15 protein-coding genes are annotated in these 16,330 nt (G+C 64.5%); 8 read left to right on the top strand and 7 right to left on the bottom strand.

The window, feature by feature from the left end; all coding sequences use genetic code 11:
- Positions 1–137 precede the first annotated feature (137 nt).
- The 3 genes from NDO75_RS05290 to NDO75_RS05280 all read right to left on the bottom strand — a co-directional run bounded on the left by NDO75_RS05290 (position 138) and on the right by NDO75_RS05280 (position 2,698).
- The gene (locus NDO75_RS05290; RefSeq protein WP_310905046.1) at positions 138–635 is read right to left on the bottom strand and encodes a DUF892 family protein; all 498 of its coding nucleotides are present in this window, start codon (positions 633–635) and stop codon (positions 138–140) included.
- Between the two features lie 106 nt (positions 636–741).
- Positions 742–1,296, bottom strand: a complete 555-nt coding sequence (locus NDO75_RS05285) for a GMP synthase subunit A (protein WP_310905045.1) — start codon at positions 1,294–1,296, stop codon at positions 742–744.
- A 130-nt stretch (positions 1,297–1,426) separates the two neighbouring features.
- On the bottom strand, positions 1,427–2,698 hold the full coding sequence (locus tag NDO75_RS05280) for a PQQ-binding-like beta-propeller repeat protein (protein WP_310905044.1): 1,272 nt from the start codon (positions 2,696–2,698) through the stop codon (positions 1,427–1,429).
- 205 nt (positions 2,699–2,903) lie between these two features.
- Here NDO75_RS05280 and NDO75_RS05275 point away from each other — a divergent pair, with 205 nt between their 5' ends.
- Complete coding sequence (locus NDO75_RS05275; RefSeq protein ID WP_310905043.1) at positions 2,904–3,125, top strand: hypothetical protein; 222 nt, start codon at positions 2,904–2,906, stop codon at positions 3,123–3,125.
- 89 nt (positions 3,126–3,214) lie between these two features.
- The gene (locus NDO75_RS05270; RefSeq protein WP_310905042.1) at positions 3,215–3,352 is read left to right on the top strand and encodes a hypothetical protein; all 138 of its coding nucleotides are present in this window, start codon (positions 3,215–3,217) and stop codon (positions 3,350–3,352) included.
- 217 nt (positions 3,353–3,569) lie between these two features.
- Here the strand turns inward: NDO75_RS05270 and NDO75_RS05265 are convergent, their stop codons facing one another.
- Positions 3,570–4,787 (bottom strand): proteasome-activating nucleotidase, encoded by a 1,218-nt coding sequence (locus tag NDO75_RS05265; RefSeq protein WP_310905041.1) that lies wholly within the window; start codon positions 4,785–4,787, stop codon positions 3,570–3,572.
- A gap of 126 nt (positions 4,788–4,913) precedes the next feature.
- Here NDO75_RS05265 and NDO75_RS05260 point away from each other — a divergent pair, with 126 nt between their 5' ends.
- From NDO75_RS05260 to rad50, 3 genes are all read left to right on the top strand, one after another.
- The gene (locus NDO75_RS05260) at positions 4,914–5,183 is read left to right on the top strand and encodes a helix-turn-helix domain-containing protein (protein WP_254763671.1); all 270 of its coding nucleotides are present in this window, start codon (positions 4,914–4,916) and stop codon (positions 5,181–5,183) included.
- A gap of 185 nt (positions 5,184–5,368) precedes the next feature.
- Positions 5,369–6,745, top strand: coding sequence for a DNA double-strand break repair protein Mre11 (gene mre11 / locus NDO75_RS05255; RefSeq protein WP_310905040.1), 1,377 nt, complete (start codon positions 5,369–5,371; stop codon positions 6,743–6,745).
- Positions 6,742–9,429 carry a DNA double-strand break repair ATPase Rad50 gene (gene rad50 / locus NDO75_RS05250; protein ID WP_310905039.1) on the top strand — a complete coding sequence of 896 codons (2,688 nt, stop codon included), beginning with the start codon at positions 6,742–6,744 and terminating at the stop codon, positions 9,427–9,429. The genes mre11 and rad50 overlap by 4 nt, the downstream gene beginning before the upstream one ends.
- A 21-nt stretch (positions 9,430–9,450) precedes the next feature.
- Here rad50 and NDO75_RS05245 read toward each other — a convergent pair whose 3' ends face one another.
- From NDO75_RS05245 to NDO75_RS05235, 3 genes are read right to left on the bottom strand one after another with little or no spacing between them, the layout of a single operon-like run.
- On the bottom strand, positions 9,451–9,900 hold the full coding sequence (locus tag NDO75_RS05245) for a hypothetical protein (protein ID WP_310905038.1): 450 nt from the start codon (positions 9,898–9,900) through the stop codon (positions 9,451–9,453).
- The gene (locus NDO75_RS05240) at positions 9,897–10,403 is read right to left on the bottom strand and encodes a hypothetical protein (RefSeq protein WP_310905037.1); all 507 of its coding nucleotides are present in this window, start codon (positions 10,401–10,403) and stop codon (positions 9,897–9,899) included. The genes NDO75_RS05245 and NDO75_RS05240 overlap by 4 nt, the downstream gene beginning before the upstream one ends.
- Positions 10,404–10,454: 51 nt before the next feature.
- Entirely contained in the window at positions 10,455–10,640 is a 186-nt protein-coding gene (locus NDO75_RS05235; RefSeq protein WP_310905036.1) for a hypothetical protein, read from the bottom strand.
- Between the two features lie 140 nt (positions 10,641–10,780).
- Between NDO75_RS05235 and NDO75_RS05230 the strand changes: the two genes are divergently transcribed.
- The 3 genes from NDO75_RS05230 (at position 10,781) to NDO75_RS05220 (ending at position 16,305) form a co-directional block, all read left to right on the top strand.
- Complete coding sequence (locus tag NDO75_RS05230) at positions 10,781–12,394, top strand: carboxylesterase/lipase family protein (RefSeq protein WP_310905035.1); 1,614 nt, start codon at positions 10,781–10,783, stop codon at positions 12,392–12,394.
- Positions 12,395–12,447: 53 nt separating this feature from the next.
- Positions 12,448–15,186, top strand: coding sequence for a DNA-directed DNA polymerase (locus tag NDO75_RS05225; RefSeq protein ID WP_310905034.1), 2,739 nt, complete (start codon positions 12,448–12,450; stop codon positions 15,184–15,186).
- Positions 15,187–15,396: 210 nt separating this feature from the next.
- Positions 15,397–16,305 carry an ABC transporter ATP-binding protein gene (locus NDO75_RS05220; RefSeq protein ID WP_310905033.1) on the top strand — a complete coding sequence of 303 codons (909 nt, stop codon included), beginning with the start codon at positions 15,397–15,399 and terminating at the stop codon, positions 16,303–16,305.
- The last annotated feature ends 25 nt before the right edge of the window (positions 16,306–16,330 follow it).

Below are 16,330 nucleotides of genomic sequence, written 5' to 3'. Positions count from 1 at the left end.
TTCTTTTAGACACGAACGATACTACCTAACACCGATGTCACCGGGGAACGGCCGACGACCGCGTCCGTGAATACGTCCGCTGATCGATACGTCCGTTCGGTATCGGACAGGCGAAACGGCAGGAGGCGCTGAGCGGCTTACTCGGAGACCGTCAGTTCGCCGTAATCGAACTGTTCACCCATCTCCGAGAGGGTATCGAGTTCGTCCTGTTCCTCGCGGAGCGTCTCCTCGAGCGTGTCCGCGACGTCGTCGAGGCCGAGCTGGTCGGCCATCGGGATGAGGTTCCCGTAGACGGCGATCTCGTAGTGTTCGGACTTCTGGCCGGCGGCGATGTTGAACCGATCGACGGCCTCGTCGCTCGGATCTTTGTCCATGAACTCCTCGTGGGCCTGAATCATCCCCTCGACGACCGGATCCTCCTCGGCTTCCGCGTCGGCGTCGACGTGTTCGAACACCTGCTCGAGGCGGTCGATCTGGTTCTGCGTCTCCTCGCGGTGCTCGGCGAAGCCGGATTTGAGCTCCTGGCTCGAGGAGGTCTCCTCGAGTTCCTGCAGGGCATCGACGAGGCGCTGTTCGGTGTAGTACGCGTGTTTCAGTCCGTCGACGAAGAGGTCTTCAGTTGTGTCTACGGTCATAGCGACGTGCAAGGAAAGCGCGCTGATTTCCATAAGCGAGCGGCTTGCGAACTGGCTGACCCTCGTCTGTCCGCAAATCGCGCGAGAACGGGCGGTCGCGCGGCGGCTACTCCGACTCGCAGATCGCCAGGAAGTTCTCGAAGATCTCGTCGCCCTCCTCGGTGTGGGCGACCTCGGGGTGCCACTGGACGCCGTAGAGATCGCGGTCGGTGTCACTCATCGCTTCCACGTCGCAGACGTCGCTTTTCGCGGTCAGTTCGAACCCCTCGGGGAGGTCCTTGACCTCGTCGGCGTGGCTCGCCCAGACGCGGGTCTCGGGGTGCAGCGAGCCCGTCAGCGGGTCCTCATCGTCGACGATGTCGACGGTCACGTCGGCGTAGCCACCGTACTCGCCGCCGCCGACGCGGCCGCCGAGTTCCTCGGCGATCAATTGCATTCCCAGACAGATACCCAGCACGGGGACACCCGCCTCGAGATAGTCCGCCGAGCGGCCGATGCGGTCCATGTCCGGACCGCCCGAGAGGACGACGCCGTCGGCGTCGACCTCCTCGGGAGGCGTGTCGTTGTCGATCAACTCCGTCTCGACGCCGAGGTCGCGAAGCGCCCGGCGCTCGAGGTGGGTGAACTGTCCGTGGTTGTCCACCACGACGATCTTCGTCATTGCCTGTGCGTAGCGGGTCACCCGGTAAAAGCAGTCCGAAAAGCGCTCTCGATCTCCGCTCTGGCTCGAGTCGTCCGTGGCGGATCGTCGCGACCGGTCGGCGCTGGTACCGTGAAGTGATGGCCGCGGCCTATTCGGACGCGGTGACGTTCCCGGCGGATTCGTACGACTCCAGTTCGGATTCGGCGACGAGCGCCCGCAGAGATCCGCTTTTGTCGCCGATATAGAGCACACCGTCGACGACGACCGGACTCGTCGTCACCGGTGTTTGCAGTTCGTGACTCCACTGCTTCTCTCCCGACGCCGGATCCAGCGCGTGGACGACGCCATCGGATCCCCGCGCCGCGCCGACGTACAGCGTCTCCGAAGCGACGCACGTTCCCGTTACCGACGATCCGGCCTCGAGCCGGAAGCGCTCGGTGCCGTCCGCCGTATCGAACGCGTAGACGGTGCCAGCGGTATCGGCGGTGATCAACGTGTCCGAGACGGTCGGGACGGCGCCGACCGAGCCCCCCATACTGCTCTCCCAGACCACCTCCCGCGACTCGAGCGAGACCGCGTAGACCGCTCCACCTTCGGCGGTCAAATACAGCTGCCGGTCGTCCAGCGTCGGGGTCGAGGTCGGCCGAACGTCTTCCCCAAGCACGCAGTGGTCCGTTTTCTCGCCCGTCTCGACGTCGACCACGTCTACGCCGCCAGTGGTCGTGCAGCCGGACCACATGCCACAGTCGCTGTTCGCCGTCGGAACGTAGACCGATCCCGCGCGCACCGATGGCGTGTACCCGATTCCGCCGTCGTACTCCCAAACGGGTTCCCCGCTTCCGGGGTCGACCGCCGTCAGCGCCCCGTAGACGGGGTTGCAGATGACGAGGCCGTCGGTGTATATCACGGAGGAATCCACGCTCGTGCCGAAGTTTCGCTTCCAGTTCCGATCGCCGCTCTCGAGGTCGAAGGCGTGGACGTGGTTGTCACCGGCGCCGACGAACAATTGCTCGTCGCCGATCGCCACGGAGGACTCGATGTAGAAGTTCGTCCCGTTGCGCCAGACCTCCTCGCCGGTCGTCGCGTCCGCCGCGATGACGTCCCCGCTGGACGCCCCAAGGTAGAGCGTCCCGTCCCGGACAGCCGGCGCTCCGCCGAGCCCCGATTCCGTCAACCGCCTGTCGTTCCCGGTCCCCGTCTGCCAGAGCGGGGCCGGCGAACTCCCCGGACCGCGCTCGTCTGGCGCGTACCCCGAGTGTGCGGGGTCGAAATCCGCCATCGGCCACTCGCCCGTCACGCGCTTTTTCGACTCGCCAGCCTCGGCCGAATCGTCTCCGTGGTTCCCCGTCCCACTCGTACAGCCGGCGAGCGCCGACACGGTCCCTGCACCGAGGAGTCGAAGGGTCTGCCGTCGGTTCATACCGCCTCCAATCCAACGCACCTCAATTACCTTGATGGCCGTCAGATCGGCTCTTCAGTGGTATTCGCTCGCATGATAGCGGGTTCACGCCGGGACGCGCTCTCGAGCCGTCGCCTCGACGCGGACTACCGAGGACGTATAAGAGAGTACACAGTTGGAGGTCAACCCTTTTCGAGCGACAGTACGGAGAACGTCTAAGACTAGTATGGTTCGAGCTGACGACTACGCAGGCGATATGCGATGGGGATGGAGCTGTCCGCTCTGCCAGACGGACGCTTCGGTGACGAGAGATCCCGACTCCGGAACCTTCCGGTGGGAGTGCGACGCCGACGACTGCGAGGCGGTCGGCTTCGGCTTCACCTCGCGACGCAGAGCGCGACTCGCTTTGCGCGAGTACCGCGAACGGTACGAGAACATCTATCGGTAGTCCGCGACTCGGGGCCACTCGAGTCGCCGCCCGACCGGGCGAATCGTCGTTCCGGTACGTTTATGCGGTCGTCACCGGATTGAGAACACATGGCAGTCGATCTCGGCGAATTCGAGCATCCGTCGTGGCTCACCGCTGCGGGAACGGGCATCGGGTACGGACTGATCCTCGTCGTGCTGACGGTGGCGCTGTTTATCGTCCCGTGGCTCGTCTTCATGGCGCTGTAACGAGACCGCGCTCGAGACCACACCGAAGCGCGGCGAGACGATCTCGAAAACGGACCGATTTACGCAGCGCAGTACGTCGGCACTTTTCGAAACTCCGCACCGAGACGATTCTCTCAGGCTCGAGCCGCAGTGCTATGGCTGTGTCCGGAACAGCACTCGACGGGCAGAGAGAAGTGGCGAAAACGAACGCGGACGACGTCGGCCTCGGGTCGCGGTCTCAGGCGAACGTCTTCGAAACGTCTTCGGTCTCGTCGGACTCGGCCTGGACCTTGTCCCAGGCGCTGCGGAAGTCCTCCATCCGGATCTCGGTACGGTCGTCGCGGATGGCGAACATCCCGGCTTCGGTGCAGACGGCTTTGATGTCGGCACCGGAGGCCTCCTCGGCCTCGGCGGCCAGTTCGGCGAAGTCGACGTCGTCGGCGACGTTCATCCCGCGAGTGTGGATCTCGAAGATGATCTCGCGACCCTCCGCGTTCGGCTTGGGCACTTCGATGAGGCGGTCGAAGCGGCCGGGCCGGAGGATGGCGCGGTCGAGCATGTCGAAGCGGTTGGTGGCGGCGATGATGCGGATCTCGCCGCGTTCCTCGAAGCCGTCCATCTCGGAGAGCAGTTGCATCATCGTCCGCTGGACCTCGGCGTCGCCGGAGGTCTTCGACTCCGTTCGCTTGGCGGCGATGGCGTCGATCTCGTCGATGAAGATGACGGCGGGCTCGTGCTCGCGGGCGACCTTGAACAGGTCGCGAACGAGCTTGGCACCCTCACCGATGAACTTGTGAACCAGCTCCGAGCCGGCCATCTTGATGAAAGTGGCGTCGGTCTGGTTGGCCACGGCCTTGGCGAGCATCGTCTTGCCGGTGCCCGGCGGCCCGTAGAGCAGGACGCCGCTGGGCGGGTCGATGCCCACGTCGTCGAACATCTCGGGCTTCTCGAGGGGCATCTCGACGGTCTCGCGGACCTCCTGCATCTGTTCCTCGAGACCACCGATGTCCTCGTAGCTGACTTCGGGGCTCTCGGTGACTTCCATCACCCGTGCGCGTACGTCGGTCTCGTTCGAGAGGGGCTTGACGATAGACAGCGAGTTGTTGACCGCGACCCGCGCGTCGGGCTCTAGATCGCCGCGCATCTCGTCGGTGACTTCGGTCAGCGCCTCCTGGTTGTTCCCGTGCTGTTTGATGATGACGCCCTCGTCCGTAATTTCCTGGACGGTGGCGACGAACAGCGGGGACTGCTTGAGTTTCTTGTTCTCGTGCGTGAGTCGCTCGAGTTTCTGCTGGTACTTGTTGTTCTCGGCGTTGGCGTCGAGGAGCTTGTCCCGCATCTCCTCGTTTTGCGCCTCGAGGATCTCCAGCCGTTCCTCGAGCGCCTGGATTTTCTCCTGTTGGGACGCCTCGTCCTCGTCGTATGGGAGGTCGACGTCGTCCACAGTGTCGCTCATCACCCGACCTTTGGGTGTTGGTTCTTAAGAGGCTTCGGGTAGGTGCACTCAACCGCGGAGTATTACCCATGAGCATTAAATAGAATGGAAAATATTATTACCTCGTATCCGGAATGGGGAGACAGGATGAGCGCCTCAGAGCCGCTTCGACAGGAGACCAGCGAGCGGGGAACGTGGGACGACGTGCGCGAGCTGCCGCCCAGCGCGAAACTCGTCGCGAAGGTCCTTGAGTACAACGACACGATGACCCAGCAACAGATCGCCGACGAGACGCTGCTGCCCTCCCGAACGGTCCGGTACGCACTGAACCGTCTCGACGAGCAGAACGTCATCGACTCCCGATTTTCCTTCTCCGACGCGCGCAAGCGCCTGTACAGCCTCGAGATCGAGTCCTAACGGCCGTCTTTCGACCGATTCTTCTCCCCCACCGTTTCGGCGGATCGCCTCGGTGAATCGCAGTGGAGTCTCTCCGAGGACGTGACCGCGCAGTCGTCATCACCTGTCCCCTCGAGTGACGTTCCGGTTTTAGTTTCACTCCGGTGACGGAACCCCTTTAGGGGCGACACGCCAACGAGGGGACAATGACGCGGGTTATCCATACGGGCGATACCCACATCGGGTACCAGCAGTACAACTCGCCCGAGCGGCGACGGGACTTTCTCGAGGCGTTCCGGAACGTCGTCGACGACGCGGTCGAAGACGACGTGGACGCGGTGATCCACGCCGGCGACCTCTTTCACGACCGCCGGCCGAGTCTGGTCGACCTCCAGGGCACCGTCGACGTTCTCAGAACGCTTTCCGACGCCGATATCCCCTTTCTCGCCGTCGTCGGCAACCACGAATCGAAACGCGACGCCCAGTGGCTCGATCTCTTCGCCGATCTCGGACTGGCGACGCGACTCGGCGCCGAGCCGGTCGTCGTCGGCGACGCCGCCTTCTACGGACTGGATTTCGTCCCCCGGTCGCGGCGCGACGACCTCGCGTACGACTTCGATCCCGTCCCCGACGACGCGGACCACGCTACGCTCGTGAGCCACGGCCTCTTCGAACCCTTTGCCCACGCCGACTGGGACACCGAGACCGTCCTCGAGGAGTCGACGATCGACTTCGACGCCGTTCTCCTGGGGGACAACCACGCCCCCGACACCGCGGAAGTGCTGGATACGTGGGTCACCTACTGCGGCTCGACCGAACGCGCGAGCGCCAGCGAACGCGAGGATCGGGGCTACAACCTCGTCGAGTACGACGAGTCGGTCGCGATCAGCCGCCGCGGCCTCACCGATACCCGCGAGTTCGTCTTCGTCGACGTGGAACTCGAGGCGGGCGAGGGTATCGACCGTGTGCAGGAACGCGTCCGCCAGTACGACCTCGACGAGGCGGTCGTCATCGTCACCGTCGAGGGCGACGGCCGGCCGATCACGCCGGCCGCCGTCGAGGAACTCGCGATCGACCGCGGCGCGCTGGTCGCCCGCGTGAACGACCGCCGAGAACTTCCCGACGAGGACGAGGAGGTGTCGGTGAGCTTCGCCGACCCGGACGACGCCGTCCGCAAACGCGTCCGCGAACTCGGGCTCAGCGACGCCGCCCTCGGGATCGACGAAACGGTCCGGAACGACGACATCGTCGACACGAACGTCCGCGAAACCGTCGAACGACGGGTCCGGGAACTGCTCGAGGACGACGAGTCGGCGTTCGAGCCCGCGCCGGAACGGGAGCCGGGCGACGAGGACGTGACGACGGTCGCCGACGAGATCGCGGACGACGGCGAAATCGAATCCGCCGCCGACGAGAGCGAGACGGCCGCCGATGGCGACGCCGTCGCGGCCGACGAGGGTGCTACCGACGCCACGACCGGAGCCGCCGATGCCGACGCCGAAGACGCGGATGGAGCCGTCGATGCCGAGGATCCGGACGGTGCTGCCGACGCCGACACCGCCTCGCTGGGTGATTTCGCGTGAGGGTCGACCGCGTTCGCATGCTGAACTTCAAGTGCTACGGCGACGCCGACCTCTCGCTCGAGCGCGGCGTCACCGTCGTCCACGGCGTCAACGGCAGCGGGAAGTCGACGCTGCTCGAGGCGGTCTTCTTCGCGCTCTACGGCTCGAAGGCCCTGGACGAGCGCACCCTGGACGACGTGATCACGACCGGCGAGGAGGAGGCCGAAGTCGAACTCTGGTTCACCCACGACGGCAGCGAGTACCACGTCGAGCGCCGGCTAAAGCTGCGCGGCGACCGCGCGACCACGACGAAGTGCGTCCTCGAGACGCCCGACGGGGCGATCGAGGGGGCCCGCGACGTGCGCCGCGAGGTGACCGAACTCCTGCGAATGGACGCAGAGGCGTTCGTCAACTGCGCGTACGTCCGCCAGGGCGAGGTCAACAAGCTCATCCACGCCTCACCGAGCGACCGTCAGGACATGATCGACGACCTCCTCCAGCTCGGGGCCCTCGAGGAGTATCGGGAGCGGGGCAGCGAAGCCCGGCTGGGCGTCAAGACCGTCCTCGACGGCCAGCGGGAGGTCCTCGAGGACGTTCGCAAACAGGTCGAGAAGAAAGAAGAGAAAGAGCTGCACGAGCGCCTCAACGGCCTCGAGTCCCGCCGAGCCGAGGTCAGCGAGGAGACCGACCGCTACGAGACCCAGCGCGAGCAGGCCGAGGAAACGCTCGAGACCGCCGAAAACGTCCTCGAGCGCCACGAAGAGACTCGCGAGGAGATCGCGGAACTCGAGGGGGAGATCGACGACCTCCGCTCGAAAGTCTCCGAGACCGAACGCGAGCGCGAGGAAGCGGCTGAGGAGATCCGCGACCTGCGGGAACGGCGCGAGGAACTCGCCGACGAACGGACCGAGTTGCTCGAGACGGTCGACCTCGAAGCGGCCGGTCCCGACGAGGCAGCGGTCGAGGACCGCATCGCGGAACTCGAGGCCCGCGACGAGGACCTCCGCGACGACCTCGAGGAGGTCCGGGTGACGATCACCGAGGGGAACAACGAGATCGAGCGGCTCCGCGAGGAGGCGGACGACCTCGAGTCGCAGGCCGAAGGGGCCCGCGAGGAGGCGGACGACCTCGAGGAACGGATCGAGGCCGACGAGGAGACCATCGCGGAGCGCGAGGCGAAGCTCGAGGAACTCGCGGCGCAGATCGAGGACGAACGCGCGACGTTCGACGACGCGCCGGTCGCGTTCGGCGAGGCCGACTCGCGCGTCGACGAACTCGAGACCGAGCGCGAGGAGATCGTTGCGGAGCTCAACGACGTGACTGCCGACATCCGGACCGCCGAGAACGCCATCGAGGAGGGCGAGCGGCTGCTCGAGGAGGGGAAGTGTCCCGAGTGCGGCCAGCCGGTCGACGATTCGCCTCACGTCGACGTACTGGACGACCGCCGCGAGGAACTGGCCGACCTCGAGTCGCGCCGCGAGGAACTCGAGACCGAACGCGACGAACTCGACGAACGGATCGAACGGGCCGAAGAGCTTCGGGAAGCCGAACGACAGGTCGACCGGCTCGAGGAGAACCGCGACAACCTCGAGCAGCTCCTCGCGGAGAAACGCGAAACGATCGACGATCGGCGCGAGCAGCGCGATCAACTTCGCGACGACGCCGAAGAATACGAGTCCGAGGCCGAAGCGAAGCGCTCAGCGGCCGCAGAACGCGAAGACGAGGTGGCAGAGGCGCGGACCGCCCTCGGCGAGATCAACACCGAGCGCGGGGAGATCAAGGACTCCCTCGAGGCCTTACGCCGCGTCTCGGAAATCGCCGACGAGCGAGCGAGCCTCGAGACCCAGATCGAGAATCTGCGCGAACGGCGCCAGGACTGGGAGACGATGAACGACGAGCGCCGTGAGACGCTTTCCGAAAAGCGCGAGCGCAAGCGCGACCTCGAGTCCGAGTTCGACGAGGAGCGCGTCGAGACCGCCCGCGAGGACAAACAGAACGCCGAGAGCTACATCGACCAGGTCGACGAGAAATTGGCGGAACTCGAGGAACGGCGCAACGAGATCCAGAACGCCATCGGTGCCGTCGAGAACGAACTCGAGGAGCTCGAACGGCTTCGCGAGCGCCTCGAAACGGTCGAAGACCGGTGCGAGCAACTCGAGTCGTTGTACGACGAAGCCGAGACGCTGCAGACGACCTACGGCGAACTGCGCGCGGAGCTACGCCAGCGAAACGTCGAGACCCTCGAGCGACTCCTGAACGAGACCTTCGATCTGGTCTACCAGAACGACTCCTACGCGGCGATCGATCTCGACGGAGACTACCGGCTGACGGTCTACCAGAAGGACGGCGAAGCCCTCGAGCCCGAGCAGCTCTCCGGCGGCGAACGGGCGCTGTTCAACCTCAGCCTGCGGTGTGCGATCTATCGGCTGCTCGCCGAAGGCGTCGAGGGAACCGCGCCGATGCCACCGCTGATTCTCGACGAGCCGACGGTCTTCCTCGATTCGGGCCACGTCACCCAGCTCGTTTCACTGATCGAATCGATGCGCAACGATTTCGGCGTCGAACAGATCGTCGTCGTCAGTCACGACGAAGAACTCGTCGGCGCGGCGGACTCGCTCGTCCGCGTCGAGAAAGACGCCACGTCGAACCGCTCGCGACTCGAGCGGGGCCAGCCGCCGGAGACGGAGTTGCTCGCGTCCGATTGAGCGCCGCAGCGGCGGTCGGCGCTACGTCGAGTCGGTCGCCTGCTCGAGGTTCGACCGAAGTACCGCGAGCGCAGTCTCACAGTCCTCGGTGAGTCGATAGCCACGCTCGCCGGCGACGTCCGCCTCCTCGAGTAGACCGGCTGCCGAGAGGACCGTGAGCCGGCCGTGAAGATCACTTTCACAGAAATCGTACGCGTCGAGCAGCGTGCGAACGTCGAGGGGACCGCGATCCGAGAGTTCGATCAGGAGGCCAAGCGTCTCCTCGTCGTGGACGTTCGTCAGCAGCGTCAACACGGGATCGTCGACGCTTCTGGCGGCCGTCTCGAGGGGGGATTCCCCGTCGACGGTCTCGAGGCGGTCGTTCTGGATATAGCACTCGTTGCCGGTCGCGGGGTCACGAACGAGACTCGCCTCGGTAGAGTGTTTGAGAAGGAGATAGCGCTTGCCGGTGTCGTCCTGAACGGATTTCATGATGTGCCTGAATCGTCGGTCGATCGCGTATGTGACGTGTCGGAAGCGTCGGTATTCAGCGTTTCGTCCGCGGTGGTCGCGTCGTCGTTCTCGTCGGAATCGGTCGCTCCCGTCGACTCGGATGCGACGCGTTCGTACTCTCTGTAGCGGAGAACAGCGAACCCGCCGAGAACGAGCGCGATCGCGAGCAGCCCCCCACCTCTCCGCACGTTTCCCTCGAAGAGGAGATAGAGAACTCCCAGCGAGAACGCGAGGATCGCACCGTTGATGACGAGCACGACCACCCAGAACGCCTCGAGGAGATCCTCCGGCGCGTCGAATTCGTCGGTGTCGACGGACGGGATCGTGACCGAGTCCGCGTACGGTTCGTCGTCCGTCTCGGGCTCGGAACCCGGGCCCTCGACCTGAGGGATCGTGAGCGAATCGTGGTCCGGATCCCGAAACTGCGCTTCCGGGTCCGGCTCCGCATCCGCTGGCTCGTCGTCGGACGGTTCGAACACCACGTCTGGGCGAAGGCGGAACGGAAAGAAAAGCGTTCGCGTTTAGACCGCCGCTCAGGCGAGCTCCTCGAGGGTCAGGGGCCGGGCGGCCTCGACCCACGCGAGCGGGTTCTGAGCGTCGTAGAAAACGACACCGTCCTCGGTCTCGTAGGATTCGATCGTTGCGGTACCCTCGAGCTCACTGCCCTGTTCGCGCTGGTCCGTCGCATCGTCGTTCACGTGGGTGGACACATCGATCACCTGTATCTGTGGTATGTGTTACCACGTTAAATGTCTTCTTGCTCTTGCAACGATTGAGACAGGGAGATCATATAAACAACCTTCTTTCGGAGGCGATGAATTAACGTTGTTTACTATGTTATTATATCTGACGCTCGATTATGACACTAAATAGACGGCGTTACGTCCGAGCGCTCCTCGGCACGATGGCGATCGGTGCCAGCAGTGGGGTCGGCAGCGCGATCGCGAGCTCGAGCCCACAAGTGACGACCGAAAGCGGGCCAGTCGCTGGCGAAGAAGTCGGCGATACGAACGTATTCAAGGGGATCCCGTACGCAAAACAGCCGGTCGGCGACCGTCGATGGCGACCGCCGGAGACTCCCGGCGAGTGGGAGGGGACGCTCGACGCGACCGAGTACGGCCCGGCTTGCGTTCAGAACGGCGGCCTCTCGGCGGTGACCGGCGGAGAGACGGAAGTTCGCGGGAGCGAGGCGTGTCTGAACCTGAACGTCTGGACTCCGACCGACGCGACGCCCGACGATCCGCGACCGGTGATGGTCTGGATCCACGGCGGCGGGTACACGAGCGGAAGCAATCGGTACGAATCGCGACGGCTCTCCGAGTTCGGCGACGTGGTCGTCGTCACGATCAACTACCGGCTGGGGCCGTTCGGCTTCTTCACTCATCGTGACCTCCTCGCGGAGAGTCCCCGTAACGTCAATCAGGGGTATCAGGACACGCTCGCTGCGCTGGGCTGGGTTCAACAAAACGTCCAGGCGTTCGGCGGCGATCCAGACAACGTGACGATTTTCGGCGAATCAGCGGGCGGCAACGCCGTGCTGACCCTGATGAGCGACCCGGCTACGGAGGGGCTATTCCACCGCGTCATCTCTCAGAGCGGTCCCGTCGTCGACGGCCTCTACGATCGCGAAGAGGCCGCTCAGGCCGGCGTCGACCTCGCGACGGAACTGGGCTGCACCGGTAGCGATCCGGGCGAGTGCCTGCGGGCGAAATCGCCCGAGGAGATCCTGAACGCGAATGCGCCCGATTCCGCCCAGAGCACGCTGGACGGGCCGCTGGGCGTCACCGTCGACGGCGAGGTCATCGAGAAACACCCCGCGAAGCGGTTCGCCGACGGCGAGTTCAACGACGTGCCCCTGATCACGGGCGGCAACGCCGACGAAACGCAGCTGTTCCTCCTCCAGACAGACGTTCCGTCGGCCGATGCCTACGAGTCGACCGTCCGCGAACGCTACGGCGAGCTCGCCAATCAGGTCCTCGAGACGTATCCGGCGTCGGAGTACGAGACCCCGAAAAAGGCGCTCATCGCCGCGACGACCGACGCGACCTTCCTCTGTGGCGATCGGCTGATCGCGAAGTGGATCGACGAGAACGGTGGTACGGTCTACCGATACCTGTTCGACGATCGACCGACGTATCCGCTCACCGCCCTGTCGCTGCTCGCCGACGACGTCGGTGCCTACCACGCGGCGGAACTCGCCTACGTCTTCGGCGAGGAGGTGGCGCAGGGCGATACCGCACTGGCCCGACTCGGCCTCAAGGACAGACTGCTCTCTCGGCGGATGCAGGACTACTGGACGACGTTCGCCGAGACCGGCGATCCGAACAGCCGGCTGCGCCCCGACTGGCCGCAGTTCTCCGCCGACGGGCAGGAACAGGTCCGGCTGACCGAAGACTGGATTATCGGGCAATCCGGACCGAAGCCCGAATGTGCCCTCTGGGAACCGCTCTATCGCCAGCGGATCGGTCTCTGATCGCGGTCGGGGATTGCAGGGGTTTTTATCCGCCGCCTGCCAACCACGGCACCATGACTGAGGCGGGCCAGACCGGACTCGCGGACTTCGGCGGCGAGCCCGACGATGCCGACGACCGGCCGGACGAGGAGGCCGTCGCCGTCGCCGGCAACGGCGGCTCCGACGCCGCGGAGGTGATCGACGTCCTCGAGGAGACGCTCCCCGAGGCACGGGGCGAACTCGAACTCGCCGTGATGCAGGTCGACTACACCATCGCCGGCTACGGCGACGAGGAGCGGCCGATCGTGCACGTCTTCGGGCGCACGCCAGACGGCACGCTCGAGCACGTGCAGGTCGTCGGCTTCAAACCGTATTTCTACGCGCCGACGGAGACGCTCGAGCGGCCGCCCGAGGAGCAGTACGACCGGCTCACGGGCAGCCGAGAAGTCGGCGAGGACGGCGAGCCCTACGAGAGCATCCGAGGCGAGAAGCTCACCAAGATCTTCGGCCAGACGCCCCGCGACGTCGGACAGGTTCGCGACGAGTTCGAACACTACGAGGCCGACATCCTGTTCCCGAACCGGTTCCTGATCGACAAGGACATCCGCAGCGGGCTTCGCGTCCCCGAGCGGCGGGCCGACGACGACTCGCTGGTCGTCCCTCACGAAGAAGTCGAGGCGGCCCCGGTCGACGCCGAACCGCGCGTCAATACGTTCGACATCGAGGTCGACGACCGCCAGGGCTTCCCCGAAGACGGCGAGGAGCCGATCGTCTGTCTCACCAGCCACGATTCGTACGACGACGAGTACATCATGTGGCTCTACGAGGCTCCGATCGGCGACGGCCCGATTCCGGCCGAGATCGAGGACTACGACCCGATCGAGGGCGAGATCGACCACGAGGTTCGAGCCTTCGAAGAGGAGGAAGCCATGCTCGAGGCGTTCATCGAGTACATCGAAGCGACCGATCCCGACATCCTCACGGGCTGGAACTTCGAGGACTTCGACGCGCCGTACTTCCTCGATCGGCTCGAGGAACTCGGAGGGCCCCACCACGAGTACGACCTCTCGATCGACCGGCTCTCGCGAGTCGACGAGGTCTGGCGCAGCAACTGGGGCGGCCCCGACATCAAGGGCCGCATCGTCTTCGACCTGCTCTATGCCTACCAGCGGACGGTCTTCTCCGAACTCGACTCCTACCGGCTCGACGCCGTCGGCGAGGCGGAACTCGGCGTCGGCAAGGAGCGCTACGCCGGCGACATCGGCGACCTCTGGGAGGACGAACCGACCCGGCTGCTCGAGTACAACCTCCGGGACGTCGAACTCTGCGTCGAACTCGACCGCCAGCAGGAGATCATCGCCTTCTGGGACGAGGTGCGTTCCTTCGTCGGCTGCAAGTTAGAGGACGCACCTACTCCCGGCGACGCGGTCGACATGTACGTCCTTCACGAGGCTCACGGCCGGTTTTCGCTGCCGTCGAAGGGCCAGCAGGAGGCCGGCGAGGAGTACGAGGGCGGCGCGGTGTTCGAGCCGATCACGGGCGTCAAGGAGAACGTCACCGTGCTCGACCTGAAGTCGCTGTACCCCATGTGTATGGTGACGGTCAACGCCTCGCCCGAGACGCGAGTCGATCCCGACGAGTACGACGGCGAGACGTTCGTCGCGCCGACCAAACCCGAGCCGACCCACTTCCGCAAGGAACCCGACGGCGTCATGCGGGAGATGATCAACGAGTTGCTGGCCGAACGCGAGGAGAAGAAATCCCAGCGCGACCGGCACGAACCCGGAACCAGGGAGTACGAGCAGTACGACCGCCAGCAGGGCGCGGTGAAGGTCATCATGAACTCGCTGTACGGCGTCTCGGGCTGGGAACAGTTCCGCCTCTACGACAAGGAGGCGGCGTCCGCGATCACCGCGACCGGCCGCGAAGTGATCGAGTTCACCGACACCGCCGCGGGCGAGTTGGACTATCAGGTCGCGTACGGGGACACGGACAGCGTCATGCTCGAGCTCGGTCCCGGCGTCTCGAAAGAAGACGCCCTCGAGCAGTCCTTCGAGATCGAGGAGTACATCAACGGCCGCTACGACGACTTCGCGCGCGAGGACCTGAACGCCGAGGACCACCGCTTCCAGATCGAGTTCGAGAAGCTCTACCGGCGCTTCTTCCAGGCCGGAAAGAAGAAACGCTACGCGGGACACATCACCTGGAAAGAGGGGAAAGACGTCGACAACGTCGACATCGTCGGCTTCGAGTACCAGCGTTCGGACATCGCGCCGATCACCAAGGAGGTCCAACACCGGGTCATCGAAATGATCGTTCGCGAGGGCGATATCGAGGGCGCAAAGGAGTACGTCAACGGCGTCATCGAGGACGTGCGTACGGGCGACATCTCCCTCGAGGAGATCGCGATTCCGGGCGGGATCGGCAAGCGCCTCGACAACTACGACACCGATACGGCGCAGGTCCGCGGGGCGAAGTACGCCAATCTCATGCTCGGGACCAACTTCCAGCGCGGGAGCAAACCGAAGCGACTCTACCTCGACCGCGTCGATCCGACGTTCTTCGAGCGCCTCGAGGAGGAAGAGGGGTTCGACGCCCGCACGGATCCCCTCTACGGAGCGTTCAAGCGCGATCCCGACGTGATCTGTTTCGAGTACGAGGACCAGATTCCCGAGGAATTCGCGGTCGATTACGACAAGATGCTCGAGAAGACGCTGAAGGGGCCGATCGAGCGCATTCTCGAGGCGCTCGACGTCTCGTGGGAAGAAGTCAAAAGCGGCCAGGAGCAGAAGGGCTTAGACAGCTTCATGTAGCCGCTCGGGACATCAAATGCGCTCGTTTCTGTACGGACGAGAGCGATAGTACGGACGAGGGTAATAGTACGGAGAGACGACCGCTCGTTGTCCCCCGACAACAACACGAGTTTCGCTTTCAGCAAATTATTTTGCTAATGTGGGATAGTATCCAATTGGATACGAAACCGTTATCAGTCATACGACCCACCCTTCAGACGAGCAACTACCATGGCACGTCTCGAACTAAACAACCTGCACGCGGAAGTAGCGGAGGGCGGTGAGAAAATTCTCGAGGGCGTCGATCTCGAGGTCGAATCCGGCGAGATCCACGCCCTGATGGGGCCGAACGGCTCCGGGAAGTCCACGACCGCGAAGGTCATCGCCGGCCATCCGGCCTACGAAGTCACCGAGGGCGAGGTCCTGCTCCACATCGAGGACGACGAGTTCGGCGAGGACATCGAGATCGACGAGGACCAGCGTACGTGGAATCTGCTGGAACTCGAGCCCAACGAACGTGCCGCACTCGGCATCTTCCTCGGCTTCCAGTATCCCGCCGAGATCGAGGGCGTCACGATGACGAATTTCCTCCGAACGGCGCTGAACGCCAAGATCGAAGAACGCGAGGAACTCTTCGAAGACGAGGACGGCGAGGAAGACGAAGCGGAGGACGAGGGCTTCGAGTCCTCGCCGATGGAAGGCCCCGCCGACGAGGGCGAGGTCGGCGTCGCCGAATTCCAGGGAATCCTCCAGGAGAAGATGGAGCAGCTGGACATGGACGAGAAGTTCGCCCAGCGCTACCTCAACGCCGGCTTCTCCGGCGGCGAGAAGAAGCAGAACGAAGTGCTGCAGGCAGCCATCCTCGAGCCGTCTATCGCCGTGCTCGACGAGATCGACTCCGGGCTCGACATCGACCGCCTGCAGGACGTCTCGAGCGGCATCAACGCACTTCGCGACGAACAGGGCACCGGTATCCTGCAGATCACTCACTACCAGCGCATCTTAGACTACGTCGAACCCGACCACGTCCACGTGATGCTCGACGGCCAGATCGCCAAGAGCGGCGGTCCGGAGCTCGCAGAGCAGCTCGAGGACAAGGGGTACGACTGGGTCCGCGAGGAAGTCTACGGCACTGCGTAACCGAATTCGACTAGAACAACCGTAA

It is taken from the genome of Natrinema sp. 1APR25-10V2 (genome assembly GCF_031626495.1).
In the GTDB taxonomy this organism is placed as follows: Archaea; Halobacteriota; Halobacteria; order Halobacteriales; family Natrialbaceae; genus Natrinema.
This window is presented reverse-complemented; position numbering and strand designations above follow the sequence as displayed.

Excerpts from the sequence above, each read along its gene's own strand:
- NDO75_RS05290 (WP_310905046.1), bottom strand. The coding sequence starts at position 635 with ATGACCGTAGACACAACTGAAGACCTCTTCGTCGACGGACTGAAACAC.
- NDO75_RS05285 (WP_310905045.1), bottom strand. The coding sequence starts at position 1,296 with ATGACGAAGATCGTCGTGGTGGACAACCACGGACAGTTCACCCACCTC.
- NDO75_RS05280 (WP_310905044.1), bottom strand. The coding sequence starts at position 2,698 with ATGAACCGACGGCAGACCCTTCGACTCCTCGGTGCAGGGACCGTGTCG.
- NDO75_RS05275 (WP_310905043.1), top strand. The coding sequence starts at position 2,904 with ATGGTTCGAGCTGACGACTACGCAGGCGATATGCGATGGGGATGGAGC.
- NDO75_RS05270 (WP_310905042.1), top strand. The coding sequence starts at position 3,215 with ATGGCAGTCGATCTCGGCGAATTCGAGCATCCGTCGTGGCTCACCGCT.
- NDO75_RS05265 (WP_310905041.1), bottom strand. The coding sequence starts at position 4,787 with ATGAGCGACACTGTGGACGACGTCGACCTCCCATACGACGAGGACGAG.
- NDO75_RS05260 (WP_254763671.1), top strand. The coding sequence starts at position 4,914 with ATGAGCGCCTCAGAGCCGCTTCGACAGGAGACCAGCGAGCGGGGAACG.
- mre11 (WP_310905040.1), top strand. The coding sequence starts at position 5,369 with ATGACGCGGGTTATCCATACGGGCGATACCCACATCGGGTACCAGCAG.
- NDO75_RS05245 (WP_310905038.1), bottom strand. The coding sequence starts at position 9,900 with ATGAAATCCGTTCAGGACGACACCGGCAAGCGCTATCTCCTTCTCAAA.
- NDO75_RS05230 (WP_310905035.1), top strand. The coding sequence starts at position 10,781 with ATGACACTAAATAGACGGCGTTACGTCCGAGCGCTCCTCGGCACGATG.
- NDO75_RS05225 (WP_310905034.1), top strand. The coding sequence starts at position 12,448 with ATGACTGAGGCGGGCCAGACCGGACTCGCGGACTTCGGCGGCGAGCCC.
- NDO75_RS05220 (WP_310905033.1), top strand. The coding sequence starts at position 15,397 with ATGGCACGTCTCGAACTAAACAACCTGCACGCGGAAGTAGCGGAGGGC.